Consider the following 14462-nt stretch of genomic DNA (forward strand, 5'->3'; position numbering starts at 1 on the left):
TTTCGACATCGCCGTGCGGAATTCCGACGATCGCCTCAACCCCGATTCAACGCAGAGACGGCATGACGCCGGCAACGTCCCGATAGCGTTCCGCGCTGGGCGGCTTGCCGGCCCAGGCGTGATAGGAGCGGGAAAAATGCGCGGCCGATCCAAAGCCGCAGGCGACGGTGATTTCCACCATCGACATGTCGGTATATTGCAAAAGCGCCCGCGCACGCTGCAAGCGGAGGTCCAGATAATAGCGCCGGGGGGTGCTGCCGAAATAGCGGTGGAAGAGGCGCTCGAGCTGCCGCAGCGACATCCCGGCGGCGGCGCTTAATTCGTCCGAATTCAGCGGTTCTTCCAGATTGGCTTCCATCAAGCCGATCACGCGCGCCAGGCCGGCATGATTGATGCCCTGGCGGATCCGCGGTTCCATGCGCTGATGGTCGTGCGGGTCGCGAATCTGGGCGTGGATGAATTGCTCGGAAACGGCGGCGGCAAGCCGGTGCCCATGCCGCACGGAAATCAGGTGCAGCATCATGTCCAAGGCGGCGGTGCCACCCGCGCAGGTCAGCCGGTTGCGGTCGATGACGAACAGGCTGTTCTCGACGTCGATCTCCGGAAACTGCTCGCGCAAACTGTCGAGACTCTCCCAATGAGTGGTAGCCCTATAGCCATCCAGCAGACCAGCCCAACCCAAGAGAAAGCTGCCAGTATCCATCGCGCCAAGATCGATGCCGCTGCGCCCCAGGCCGATCAGCCAGCGCTTCATCTTGTTATCGAAGCCGCGTTCGGGCTCGAAGCCCGCGCAAACCACGATCAAAGATGGGTTCTTGGCCTCGGCATAAGCACAATCCGCCACCAGCGACATTCCGTTGGAAGCGGCGATCGAGCCGCCGTCGCGGGAAAGAACCTGCCAACGGTAAAGCTCCTTCTGCGCCAGGCGATTGGCCACGCGCAACGGCTCTACGGCGGAGACGAAAGCCATCATGGAAAATTGCGGCACCAGGAAAAAGCCGATGCTTTGTGGCGCTTCGGCCGTCGTGGCATTCACAATGGTAGGCAAGGGTGTTGGCATGGGCGATATCTAGCCCAGCGAAGGGTAAATGTCGATGCTTGTCATGATTTGTCGTCTTTATGCAAGGCGGGCCGTATCAAAGGCATATTATCCTTAACATCGGGTGGGCCTTTGCTTGTGTGGCAGAGGGTAAAAGGGGACAAAGTTCAGTTTTAAGTCATTTCGGTTTTCCACCCTATCATTCTGACCGGGTTGCCATGGCATGATGCGGTTGCGGCGGATGGATGCCGGCCTATTTTTGCCCGATTTGCTGGAGAAAAATATGACTCAATGGGAGGCCTTGCAAAGGGCAGCACATGAACACCGGATCGGCCGCCGGGAATTCCTGCGCGGCGCGGCGGCGCTCGGCATTACCTCGGCGATGGCAACGGCGACGTTGTCGAAAGCGGGTTATGCGGATGAGCCAAAGAAAGGTGGAACGCTCCGCCTGGGTATCAGCGGCGGCAGCACGACCGACAGCCTGGATCCGATTACCTATAACAACAGCACCGCTGTCAATGTGGGCTATCAGATTTTCAACGGCCTGATCGAGATCGACGAAAAGCAGAATGCCGTTCCTGAACTTCTGGAAAGCTGGGAAGTGAAGCCCGGCGCCAAGGAATGGATTTTCAATATCCGGCAAGGTGTGACGTTTCACAACGGCAAGAGCCTCACGGCTGAAGACATCCTCTATTCGATCAATCGGAACCGCGGCAAGGATTCCAAGTCGCCGATCGCCGGGTCGCTGGCGGATGTGGCGGATCTGACAAAGGTCGATGATCATCAGATTCGGTTTACGTTGAACAACGGCAATGCCGATTTCCTCTATGTTCTTGCCGATTTCCATCTATTGGTCGTGCCGGACGGTTTCACCGACTGGAGCAAGCCGATCGGGACCGGCGCCTTCAAGCTATCGGAATGGCAGCCTGGGGTACGCGCTACCAGCAAGCGGAATGAGAATTACTGGAAAACCGGCCGCGGCTATGTCGACAATGTCGAGCTGACGGTCATTGCCGAACCGGCTGCCCGGATGAACGCGCTGATTTCCGGCCAAGTGGATGTCATTGACCGGGTGGATAAGAAGGCGGTCGATCTGCTGAAGACCGCTTCCACCGTCAGCCTGCTGCAATCGCCAGCCGGTTGGCATGGCATCATGGCAATGATGCTGGACCGCGCGCCCTACAATAATAAGGAGCTGCGGCTTGCCCTGCGTTACGGGCTGGATCGCGAGCAGATCCTGCAAACGCTCTTCAACGGCTTCGGCTCTGTCGCCAATGATCATCCGGTGCCGAAATTCGATCCGTTCTTCAACAGTGAATTGCCGCAATGGGCATATGATGCGGATAAGGCCGCTTTCCATTTCAAGAAGGCCGGCTTGTCAGGCGCGAAAATCGAGTTGTCAGCTTCGGATGCCGCTTTTGTCGGTGCCGTCGATATGGCCCAGCTGTTGCAGGCATCGGCGAGAAAGGCCGGCATCGATGTACAGGTGAAAAGGGAGCCAGCCGACGGCTATTGGGATAATGTCTGGTTGAAGGCGCCGTTCTCGATTTCCTATTGGAACGGCCGGCCTGCCGCAACCGAATTGCTGGGCATTCCGTATAAGTCGGACGCCGCCTGGAACGAGACGCATTGGCACAACGAGGCCTTCGACAAGCTCTTGGCAAATGCCAAGGCGGAAACCGATACCGCCAAACGGAAGGATTACATCTGGGAAATGCAGCGCATGCTCCATGACGATGGCGGCGCGCTCATTCCAGTTTTCTCGGATTTTCTGGACGGGTACAGCGTCAAAGTGAAGGGCCAGTCGCCCCACACAATGTTCGATCTGTGCAACAGCCGCGTTTGCGAGAAAGTGTGGCTGGAAAGCTGATGCGATCAGCTCAGCAGGACGGTTTCTCCTAGACGTGCGAGCATGTCGGCTTTGGTCACATGCTGTCGATTTTATGCAACGCAGCCTTTCGGCTGGCAGTATCATCCGCATTAATGTTTGACGGAAGCCGGCAGGAAGACCGGTTAAAGGGGATGGACGGCAATGTTGCCAGCGACATCGGAGCATCGTCTCGACTTGGACCCGGAGATCCGCGCTTTTGCGGCATCGTCCGATCGGCGGTTTAACGCCGAATTTGATGCCCTGCCGCCGGCGGAGCAGCGTCGCCTCTATAACGCTTGGTGTCTGGAATGGTCGAGCCCCCGGCCCAATGAATTGTCGGTGGCCGACTTCCTGGTTCCGACAGATGAGGCGAAAGTACCGGTCCGGCTTTATCGGCGACGCGACTGCATCGGCAACCTGCCGGTCGTTCTCTATATGCATGGCGGCGGCTGGGTTCTGGGCAGCCCGGAAACGCATGACCAAGTCACCAGCAACATGGCGCTGGCGACCGGTGCCGTCGTGCTCAGCGTCGATTACCGTCTCGCGCCGGAACATAAATTTCCGGCAGCCTTCAATGACTGCTACGGGGTTTTATCCTGGCTGGTCGAAGCTGGACCCGGGCTCGGCATCGATCCAAGCCGCTTGGCCGTTGCCGGCGACAGCGCCGGAGCGAATCTCGCCGCCGCCTTGTCGCTTGCGGCGCGTGATCGGCAAGGACCGGCAATTGCCTTTCAGGCCCTGATCTATCCCGGCCTGCGGTTCCAAAGGCCGGCGGGGATCGACGCGGACAGTCCCGGATTGGCGGCGGAATCGATCAGCGTCTATGCCAAAGCCTATCTGGCAAAAGCCGCGGATGCGACCCATCCTTATGCGGCGCCACTGCACGCAAGGGATTTCAGCAAGTTGCCGCCGGCCTACATCGCCGCAGCCTGGTTCGATGTTCTGCGCGAAGACAGCAGTCTTTATGCCGAGAAGCTGCGAGAGGCCGGTGTCGAAGCGACATATCAATGCGCCCCCGGACTGGTTCACACCTATCTCCGGACGATCCATTGCTGCGCCGCCGCCCAAAAGGAGTTCCTGGCTGTTTGCCATGCGATCAAAAAAGCTTTGACCTGAAATGTCGACTTGTCGGTCCTTGCCCGCAAATCGTCGCGATCTGGTGGGACGCATCCTGCTTGTCATGAGAAGCGTGAAAATAACCTCGGATCAACATTGCGATCAGGCTCGCTTCGTGCATATTATGCATGATCGCTATGCGTGAAACGCAATGAGCGGGGGTTTTGAAGCACGTCCGGGGCGAAACCAAAAACAATGCTTGCCGGGTCTGGGACAATTGTGTCGCCGATATCCCGGCGTAAAGGGAGGGCATAAAATGAGTGACTGGGACGATCTAAAAGCTGCGGCTTTCGCGGGCCTGCTGGACCGCCGTTCCTTCTTGCTGCGTTCGGCGGCGCTCGGTGCGTCGGCGGCGATGGTGGGCGGCGTTCTGCCGAAGGCGGCCTTCGCCGCGGCCAATCCGACGACAGGCGGTACGCTGCGTATCGGTGCCGGCGGCGGCAGCACCACCGATAGTGTCGATCCACAAACCTATACGGATTCGGTCAACCGCCTGCTCGGTTATCAGCTCTTCAACGGCCTGATCGAAATCGACGACAAGCAGAAAGCCACGCCGGAACTGCTGGAAAGCTGGGAAGTGAAGCCCGGCGCCAAGGAATGGGTTGTCAATGTCCGCCAGGGCGTTACCTTCCACAACGGCAAGACGCTGACCGCCGAAGACATCATCTATTCAATCAATCTGCATCGCGGCAAATCGAAGTCAGCGATGAACGGTCCGCTGCAGATCATTGCGGATGTGAAGAAGCTCGCCGACAATCAGATTCAAATCGTTCTCAATAGTGGCGACGCCGATTTCGTCTATACGCTCGGCGATTACCACCTGCTCGTCGTGCCGGATGGCTTCACCGATTGGGCCAAGCCGATCGGTACCGGCGGCTTCGTGTTTGAAAGCTATGAGCCGGGCGTACGGGCTGTCACCAATCGCAACAAGAACTATTGGAAGCAGGGCCGCGCCCATGTGGACCGGGTCGAATTGACGGTCGTCAACGATTCGGCGTCTCGCATGAATGCGCTGATCTCCGGCCAGGTGGATGTCATCAATCGCGTCGACAAGAAAGCTGTCGATCTGCTGAAATCGGCCCCTGGAATCGAGCTGGTCCAGGCGCCGGGCGGCTGGCATCCGATTTTGGCGGCGCAGGTCGATCAAGCGCCGTTGGACAATCTCGATGTCCGGCTCGCGTTGAAATACGCCATTGATCGCGAGCAGGTCCTGAAGACCCTCTTCAATGGTTATGGTTCGCTGGGCAATGACCATCCGGTGCCGAAGGGCGATCCCTTCGTCAATACCGATCTGCCACAGCGTCCCTATGATCCGGATAAGGCAGCCTTCCACTTCAAGAAGGCGGCCGCCAATGGGCGGATTGTCATCTCGGCTTCCGACGCTGCCTTCAACGGCGCGGTCGATATGGCCTTGCTCTATCAGGCGACGGCGGCAAAGGCCGGCGTGCCGATCCAGGTCAAGAAAGAGCCGGCCGACGGCTTCTGGGACAATGTCTGGCTGAAAGCGCCTTTCGCCACCAGCTACTGGAGCGGTCGCCCGGCGGCCACCCAGATGATCAGCATCGCCTATAAGTCCGATGCCGCCTGGAACGAAACCCATTGGCGCGGGGAGAGCTTCGACAAGTTGCTGATTTCGGCCCAGTCGGAAACGGACGAAGCGAAGCGTAAGGGCTATATCTTCGAATTGCAGAAGGTGCTGTATGACGAAGGTGGGGCCATCATCCCGGTCTTCTCCGATTTCCTCGATGCCCATTCGGCATCGGTGAAAGGTCACACGCCACACAGCAATTTCGACATGTGCAACGAACGGGTTGCAGAAAAGGTCTGGCTGGAAAGCTAAGCCGAACGTTATTGTGGTGGAGCCGGGTCGGTTCAATACCGATCCGGCTTTGCCGCAAGAAGTATTCGTTATGTCGACCCGGCGCAGATCGGGTAAATGAAACAAGTCGGATAACAAACAGACAGGGATACCGCTCCATATCGAGCGATCGGTGGACGGGATCATCGAAATTTCAACAGGGGCGCGATGGATTATCTCCGAGTGGATTATCTCCAGATAAATCTTCTCCAGGCGGATTGCCTTTTGCGACCCCGGTTAGCGATGCGGTTGAGGCCCAGTGAGCGGATTGGGCTTGAGGCCGGCTGCATCTCCACGGGGGTACTGCACTGATGTTCAAGTTGATCTCGCAGCGGGTCGCGCTCGGATTACTGACGCTGTTATTGGCATCGGCACTGATCTTTCTCGGCGTCGAAGCATTGCCCGGCGACCTGGCATCGAAACTACTGGCGAACAACGCGACACCGGAAAATCTCGCGGCCCTACGTCTCGAACTCGGCTTGGACCGGCCCATGCTGGTGCGCTACTGGGAATGGCTCTCGCACATGTTGCAGGGTGACTTTGGAGCATCCCTCTCCAACAAACGCGCGATCATCGGCGATCTGGGGCCACGTGCCCTTAATACCTTCTTTCTTGCGACCTATGCCGCAGTCATCGCCGTTCCGCTGGCTGTAGCGCTGGGTATCATTGCCGCGATCAGACAAGGCGGCATTTTCGATCGCCTCGTAAACGTCGTCACCTTGTTCAGCATCTCGGTGCCGGAATTCTTTATCGGCTATGTCCTGGTGATGTTGCTGGCCGTCAAGATCCGGCTCTTTCCAGTGTTGTCGAACGTGACGCCCGATACTGATTTCGCGCAACGCCTTTATCTGACATTCCTGCCGATGGCGACGATGGTCATGGTGGTTGTCGCCCATATGATGCGCATGACGCGCGCATCGGTTCTGGCGGTCATGGCGAGCCCTTATATCGAGATGGCGATTTTGAAGGGCTTGCCGAAATGGCGCATCGTCGTGCAACACGCCTTGCCGAATGCGCTGGCGCCGATCCTCAATGTCGTCGCCCTGAACCTTGCTTACCTGATTGTCGGCGTGGTGGTGGTCGAAGTCGTCTTCGTCTATCCCGGCATGGGACAATGGATTGTCGATTCGGTGTCGAAAAAGGACCTGCCGGTGGTCCAGGCCTGCGGCATGATCTTCGCTGCCGTCTTCATCTCGCTCAATATCCTGGCGGACGTGCTGGCTATCATCAGCAATCCGCGTTTGCGGCATCCGCGCTGATCAGGGGGCAGATTGATGCGGCTTTTCGGTCACAAACTCACCCTCAGCGCTCAAATCGGCCTGGTCATCATCGCCGTCAATGTTGTGGCGGCGATCCTGGCGCCGTTCATCGCACCTTATCCGGAAGCGGATATTGTCGGCACCGCCTGGGGACCGCCCAGTGCGGAACATTGGTTCGGACTCGATAACCTCGGCCGCGATGTCTTTTCACGCATTCTCTATGGCGCACGGATGACGATCGGCCTCGGCCTGCTCATCACGCTGTTGGCGTTCCTGCTTGGCACCATCGCCGGATTTGCGGCAGCCATCCTGGGGCGTTGGGTCGACACGGTCCTGTCGCGTCTTGCGGATCTGATGCTGTCGATGCCGACCCTGATTTTCGCTCTGGTTGTCTTATCCGTGATGGGTACCGATATCCCTGTGCTGATCATCACCGTTGGTCTGCTCTATTCGGTGCCGGTCTTCCGCTTAGCCCGCGCTGTTGCGATGAATATCGCAGTGCTGGAATATGTCGAGGCGGCCAAGCTGCGCGGTGAAGGATTATGGTGGATCATCCGCCGGGAGATCCTGCCGAATGCCTTGCCGCCGCTGGTCGCGGAATTCGGTCTGCGTTTCTGTTTCACCTTCCTCTTCATTGCTGCCTTGAGCTTCCTCGGCCTAGGCATCCAGCCGCCGCAGGCGGATTGGGGCAGTATGGTGAAAGAGACGGGGCAGATGATTGCCCTTCGTCCGATCGCGCTTTACCCCGCCGGCGCCATTGCCTTGCTGACGATCGGTGTCAACCTCGTGGTCGATTGGCTCTTGGCAATCCATTCGCGCGGCCATGGCGAGGAAGTTTGACGATGCAGTGCAGGGAGGGAAAAATCGATGAATGACAATCGGCCGCACCGCACTGACGGGCAAGTCCTCCGCGTCGACAACTTGCGCATTGAGGTCAAGACAGATGCCGGCCCGGGACCGGTCCTCGTCGACGATGTTAGCTTCACCCTTCGCAAGGGTGAGGTGCTGGGCCTCATCGGCGAATCCGGGGCCGGAAAATCGACGATCGGCCTTGCCAGCATGGTCTATACCCGTTCGGGTTGCTATATCACCGGCGGCAAGATCGTATTTCTCGATCAGGATCTGCGGGAGTTGAACGGCGATCAACGCCGCCGCACGCGCGGGGTGAAGATCTCGTATATCGCTCAAAGCGCCGCCGCCTCTTTCAATCCGGCCCTGACGATCTATGAACAGGTCTGCGAGGTGGCGGTGCGGCATGGGCTGATGAGTTTTGCGGAAGCAAAACGCGAAGCCGTCAAATTATTCCGCGAACTGGAATTGCCCAATCCGGATGTGTTCGGCGACCGCTATCCGCATCAGGTCTCGGGCGGCCAGTTGCAGCGCGCGATGGCCGCAATGGCCATGGTCGCCAAGCCCGATCTGCTGATCTTCGACGAACCGACCACGGCGCTTGACGTGACGACCCAGGTCGAGGTTCTCGCCTCCTTCCGCAAGCTGATCCGTGAACATGGCACGGCGGCCCTATATATCACGCATGACTTGGCGGTGGTGGCGCAGATCGCCGACCGCATCATGGTGCTGCGCCACGGCAAGATGGTTGAGCAGGGCGATGCGACGCAGATTTTGCAGCATCCGACCCAGGAATACACACAAAAGCTGGTGGCGGAGCGCGTGGCTGCATCGACGCATGAATTCGTCGAGAGCGATGACACTGGCGAGGCCTTGCTGAAAATCGACCAAGTCAGCGCCAGTTATCGCACCCTGGTCAAGGTCATCAATGGCGTGACGCTGGATATCCGGCGCGGCGATACCGTTGCCGTCGTTGGAGAATCGGGCTCCGGTAAGAGCACCCTGGCCAGGATCGTCGTCGGTTTGCTGCCGCGCGAGGAGGGTGATATCCGCTTCGGCGGTGAAAGCCTGCCGCCGCGCTTGAGGGATCGCAGCAAGGATCAGCTTCGCCGCATCCAGATGATCTATCAGATGCCGGATGTGGCGCTCAATCCGCAACAGACCTTGCTGGAAATCATCGGCCGCCCGGTTTCCTTCTACTTCAACAAATCGGGCGATCAGGTTCGGCAGCGTGTAAAGGAATTATTGCGGCAGATCGATTTGCCGGAAAGCTTCATCACCCGGCGGCCGGGCGAATTGTCGGGCGGCCAGAAGCAGCGCGTCAGCATTGCCCGTGCATTGGCGGCCGAGCCCGAACTCATCATCTGCGATGAAGTGACCTCGGCGCTTGATCCCCTGGTGGCTGAAGAGATCCTGCGTCTCTTGAAGCGGCTACAGGACGAATTGGGTGTCGCATATATGTTCATCACCCACGATCTCGGCACGGTGAAACGGATCGCCAACAAGGTCGCGGTCATGCTGAAGGGGCAGTTGGTGGCGTTCGGGTCGACCCCCAAGGTTTTCGCACCGCCTTTCCACCCCTATACGGAATTGCTTCTATCCTCGGTCCCCGAAATGCGGTCTGACTGGCTGGACGAAGTTCTCGCGAAGCGCCGCCAACTGGTCTAGCGCTCGTCTGATTAAGAACATGACGGAACCCACCCGGCACTTTGAGCCAGATGGGTCTTTTTTGTATTGCGACTGGCGATCTCGGTGATCCACTGTCAAATAACTATAAGTGATCGTTGAGATAATGCTGGGTTGGGTCAACGGCGGCGCTGTTGACAAGGCGATTTTCCTGCCAATAAATCCGCGGACGAGCAGCTGAAACGGCATGTCCGGTGTCGTGGGGCGGGCTGCGCGCCATCCTGTCGCCCAAAGCATCCAGCGGGCAAGCGAAAGAAGAGAGACATGAGCAACGTCATCACCGACATGCCGCATAAGGTCAAGGTCATCGAGCATTTCTGGATCCCCCTGAAGGATGGCACGCGGCTGGCCGCCCGTATGTGGCTGCCGGAAGATGCCGAGAAGAAGCCGGTTCCGGCGGTCCTCGAATACATTCCCTACCGCAAGCGCGATGGCACCCGCGGCCGCGACGAGCCGATGCATGGTTATTTCGCGGGTCACGGCTATGCGGCGATCCGCGTCGATCAGCGTGGTTCCGGCGATTCCGATGGGCTGATGCATGACGAATATGCGCAGCAGGAACAGGACGATGCCCTCGAGGTCATCGACTGGATTTCGCGCCAGTCCTGGTGCAGCGGCAATGTCGGTATGATGGGAAAGTCCTGGGGCGGCTTCAATTGCCTGCAGGTCGCTGCTTTGCGTCCGCCCGCCCTCAAGGCCATTCTATCGGTCTGTTCGACCGATGACCGCTATGCCGATGACGTCCATTACATGGGCGGCTGCCTGCTGGGCGATAATCACTGGTGGGGCGATATCATGCTCGCCTATCAAGCGCGGCCGGCCGATCCCGAGACCTTCGGACCGGCCTGGCGGGAGAACTGGCTCACCCGGCTGAAGGAAATGCCGTTCTGGCCGGCGGAATGGATGAAGAACCAGCGCCGCAACGCCTATTGGAAGCACGGCTCCATTTGTGAAGACTGGTCGGCGATCCAGTGCCCTGTTTTCCTGATTGGCGGCTGGGTGGATTCCTACACGAATGCTGTGCCGCGCATGCTCGAGCATCTCAAGGTGCCGCGCAAAGCGGTCCTCGGACCTTGGGCCCATCTCTATCCGCAGGACGGCTCGCCGGCCCCGGCGATCGGCTTCCTGCAGGAGGCCGTGAAATGGTGGGATCATTGGTTGAAAGGCAAGAAGACCGACACGCTCGACGGTCCGATGCTGCGCGCCTGGCTGCAGGATTACACCGAGCCGACAACGACCCGCGTGGCTCATCCCGGCCGCTGGGTCGCGGAAGACAACTGGCCTAGCGCCAATATCAGCGAGCACCGGTTGCACCTCACCGATCGGGGCCTGGGGGCGAAAGCCGGCGGCGAAACCGCCTTGACGATTTGCTCGCCGCAAAATACCGGGACCGCTTGCGGTGAATGGATGGGCGTCGGTTGCGCGGGTGAATTGCCGGGCGATCAGCGTTTCGATGATGGCAATTCGCTGGTCTTCGATACCACTGTGCTCGATCAGCAGGTCGATGTACTTGGCGCGCCAGTCCTCGAGCTTGATTTCGCGTCCGACAAGCCCGTGGCGCAGCTCTGCGCCCGGCTGAGCGATGTGGCGCCCGATGGGAAAGCCCTGCGGGTCAGCTATCAGGTCTTCAATCTGACCCATCGCGATAGCCATGAGCATCCCACCGCCCTGGAGCCGGGCAAGCGCTATAAGCTACGTCTTAAGCTCAACGACTGCGGCCATCGTTTCGCGCCCGGCCACAAGATCCGGATCGCGCTATCCACTGCCTATTGGCCGCTCATCTGGCCGAGCCCGGAACGGGCGACGCTGACTGTCTTCACCGATGCGAGCGTCCTTGTCCTGCCGCAGCGCCAGCCGCGGAAGAATGACGGCAATGATCCGTTCCTGAAGTCCGAAATGGCACCGCTTGCACCGAGTTCAAAAGTGACCGAGGGCAAGGCGGAGCGCTACGCGACCTTCGATATGATGACTGGTCTCAGTACCTATGTGACGCGGGGCGAGGGGAGTGTGTTTGGCGGTGGCGCAACGCGGTATGATGAAATCGGCACTGTACAAAACCATAGCCTGACCCGTTATCTGACGATCAAGGCCGATGATCCGCTTTCGGCTCGCTACAAGATTGATCAAAGCTATGAACTCGGCAGGCCTGGCTGGCAGGTCCGGATCGAAACGGTAACGGAGCTCACTTCGACCAAGGAGCATTTCATCTTCACCGGTCGCCTCGATGCTTATGAGGGGAGCACGCGTGTGGCTAGCCGCAATTGGCACGAAACCATCAAGCGCGACCTCCTCTAACCTCATAACCTCGATCTTTCCCACGGGTGCCGCGACAGGCGCTCGTGGGGCGGATCGCTTTCAACTCAACGAGTTGCACCTGCCTTTGTACGCGAAACACAAGGTAAGCAATCCTTAAACCTTTCATCCCAAAATCGACAAAATAAGCGAAAAGCGCATGAAAAATTGCGCATAGAAAATATTGGGATGGAGACGATTGCGAGCATGAAGCGTGTCAAATTTTCCGGTCCGAAATTATCCGCTCTGAAATTCTCCAATCAAAAGATTGGCCTGCGGATGGCATTCAGCGTCGGCTTTGTCATGGCGTTGCTGATCATCGTCTCCTTGGTCGGTTGGATTGGCCTGAAATCGACCGGTGGCCACTTCGCGCGGTTTGGCAAACTTTCCGGAAATACTGTTCTGATGACCAACCTGGACGCCGATATGATGGCCATGGCTTGGCATGCCGGCGAGTATGTCCTCAACTTCAATGACAAGACGCTGGCGAAGGCAATGGAAGCCATCGACCGCGCAGACAAGACGCGCAAGGATGCAACCGATACGCTGGCCGGGTCCGATCAAGCCAAGACCATGGCAGAAATCAACAAGGCCATGGTCACTTATCAGGAAGGCTTCGATAAGATCTCGGATATCGTCCAAAAGATTATCAAGCTGGCACATGGGACGATGGATCCGGCGGGCGATGCAGCCGATAAGGCTCTTGCCCAGATCTTCAGCGAATCCGTTGCCGCGAACGATTTCCAGGCGGCTCTTTGGGCGGCTAATGCGCGTGCCGATTTCAGCCGCGCGCAGAAATTCGCCAGTGACTATATCAATCAGAGCACTATCGGTGCCGTCGCCGAGGTCAGCAAAAGTCTGCAGAACCTGGACAGCGATATCGAAAAACTTCAGGCTGTGCTGACCAAGCCCGAACATATCGCGCTGGTAAACCAGGCGGAGGCGAAGGCCAGCGAATTCGGCCGTGCCTTTACAACCGCCTCGACCGTGCGCGGCATCAGCAATCGATTGATTCATACCCAGTTGTCGCCAGCGCTCGAGCGGATTGGCGAATTGTCGAAAGACGTGAAGACGGCGCTGCAACAGCGGCAAGCCGAGTTGCAGGCAGAGGTGGCCGCGACCAATAGCAAGGTCCAGCAGACGGTGGCGATCACCTCCGCCGTTGCTTTTGTTATCGGCGGATTGCTGGCGCTGCTTGTTGGCCGTTCGATCACCCGCCCAATCGTCAGCATGACCCGGGCCATGGAAACCTTGGCGCAAGGCGACAAGACCGTCACCATCCCGGCGATGCAGCGCGGCGATGAGGTTGGCGCCATGGCGCGGACGCTGCAGATATTCAAAGAGAATATGCTGCGCGCGGACCAGCTTGCAGTCGAGCAAGATGAGATTCGCGAACGCGCCGCCACAGAACAGCGGATGGCAATGGACAAGATGGCCAATGAATTCGAGACCTCGGTAAAGGGGGTGGTCGAAACCGTCTCTTCGGCTTCCATAGAGTTGCAATCCTCGGCCCAGGCGATGTCCGCCACCGCCGAGCAGACCAGCATGCAGTCGAATACCGTTGCCGCGGCATCCGAACGCGCGACCTCGAATGTCCAAACTGTCGCTGCCGCAGCGGAACAACTATCGGCATCGATTTCCGAAATCGGCCGCCAGGTCTCCCAGGCCACCGCCATTGCCGGCAAGGCGGTGCAAGAGGCGGCACATACCAATGAATCGGTGCGCGGCCTTGCCGATGCGGCGCAGGCAATCGGCGACGTCGTGAAGCTGATCAGCGATATTGCCGGCCAGACAAATCTGCTGGCGCTCAATGCCACGATCGAAGCCGCGCGGGCGGGTGATGCCGGCAGAGGTTTCGCAGTGGTGGCGTCGGAGGTTAAAAATCTCGCCAGCCAGACCGCGACGGCGACTGAGGAGATCGCAGCGAAGATCAATGAGATCCAGACGGCGACCAGTCAATCCGTCACCGCCATCCAGGGAATCGGCAGCGTCATTGGCGAGATCAGCCATATTTCGACTACCATCGCTGCGGCGATCGATCAGCAGACCGCGGCGACCCAGGAAATCGCGCGCAACGTCCAGGAAGCCTCGGAAGGCACCAGCGAAGTTCTCTCTAATATCGCTGGCGTGACCCAGGCTGCCGGTGAAACCGGGCGGGCCGCAGAACAGGTGTTGGCCGCTGCCGGCGGTCTTGGCCGCCAGTCCGACATTCTGCGCAGCCAGGTAGAGCAGTTCATTTCGACGATCCGCGCCGCGTGAACCGCAACCTTTAAAAACAATCGGTTGGGATCGTCTCAGGGCTTGATATCGCCGGCGGGTCGTGGCATGTTCCGCGCCGCTTCAAACGGCAGGCCGCCGTAGCTCAGGGGTAGAGCACGTCCTTGGTAAGGACGGGGTCGGAAGTTCGATTCTTCTCGGCGGCACCATTTTCCGGATTTCTTCCTGGGAAATTTCCCTGGAAATAGGCTTTTATCACTCATTCTGGCAGATGCC

General features: G+C 58.7%; 9 protein-coding genes and 1 tRNA gene. 9 read left to right on the forward strand and 1 reads right to left on the reverse strand.

The window, feature by feature from the left end:
• Positions 1-46: 46 nt before the first annotated feature.
• Positions 47-1060 (reverse strand): GlxA family transcriptional regulator, encoded by a 1014-nt coding sequence (locus SMD27_RS06970; RefSeq protein WP_320507652.1) that lies wholly within the window; start codon positions 1058-1060, stop codon positions 47-49.
• Positions 1061-1322: 262 nt separating this feature from the next.
• Here SMD27_RS06970 and SMD27_RS06975 point away from each other — a divergent pair, with 262 nt between their 5' ends.
• The 9 genes from SMD27_RS06975 (at position 1323) to SMD27_RS07015 (ending at position 14395) form a co-directional block, all read left to right on the forward strand.
• Positions 1323-2909, forward strand: a complete 1587-nt coding sequence (locus tag SMD27_RS06975) for an ABC transporter substrate-binding protein (protein WP_320507653.1) — start codon at positions 1323-1325, stop codon at positions 2907-2909.
• Positions 2910-3071: 162 nt separating this feature from the next.
• A complete protein-coding gene (locus SMD27_RS06980) occupies positions 3072-4025 on the forward strand; it encodes an alpha/beta hydrolase (protein WP_320507654.1) in 954 nt (317 codons plus the stop codon).
• A gap of 256 nt (positions 4026-4281) precedes the next feature.
• Positions 4282-5865, forward strand: a complete 1584-nt coding sequence (locus tag SMD27_RS06985) for an ABC transporter substrate-binding protein (protein ID WP_320507655.1) — start codon at positions 4282-4284, stop codon at positions 5863-5865.
• A 329-nt stretch (positions 5866-6194) separates the two neighbouring features.
• The gene (locus SMD27_RS06990) at positions 6195-7142 is read left to right on the forward strand and encodes an ABC transporter permease (RefSeq protein ID WP_320507656.1); all 948 of its coding nucleotides are present in this window, start codon (positions 6195-6197) and stop codon (positions 7140-7142) included.
• A 15-nt stretch (positions 7143-7157) separates the two neighbouring features.
• Positions 7158-7982, forward strand: a complete 825-nt coding sequence (locus tag SMD27_RS06995) for an ABC transporter permease (RefSeq protein ID WP_320507657.1) — start codon at positions 7158-7160, stop codon at positions 7980-7982.
• Positions 7983-8009: 27 nt separating this feature from the next.
• A complete protein-coding gene (locus tag SMD27_RS07000) occupies positions 8010-9659 on the forward strand; it encodes an ABC transporter ATP-binding protein (RefSeq protein ID WP_320507658.1) in 1650 nt (549 codons plus the stop codon).
• Between the two features lie 282 nt (positions 9660-9941).
• Positions 9942-11972, forward strand: a complete 2031-nt coding sequence (locus tag SMD27_RS07005) for a CocE/NonD family hydrolase (protein WP_320507659.1) — start codon at positions 9942-9944, stop codon at positions 11970-11972.
• Between the two features lie 204 nt (positions 11973-12176).
• Positions 12177-14228: a HAMP domain-containing methyl-accepting chemotaxis protein gene (locus tag SMD27_RS07010; RefSeq protein WP_320507660.1), complete on the forward strand. Its 2052-nt coding sequence runs from the start codon at positions 12177-12179 to the stop codon at positions 14226-14228.
• Between the two features lie 92 nt (positions 14229-14320).
• Positions 14321-14395, forward strand: a tRNA-Thr gene (locus SMD27_RS07015).
• Positions 14396-14462 lie beyond the last annotated feature (67 nt).

Source organism: Dongia soli (assembly GCF_034044715.1).
GTDB classification, from domain to species: domain Bacteria; phylum Pseudomonadota; class Alphaproteobacteria; order Dongiales; family Dongiaceae; genus Dongia_B; species Dongia_B soli.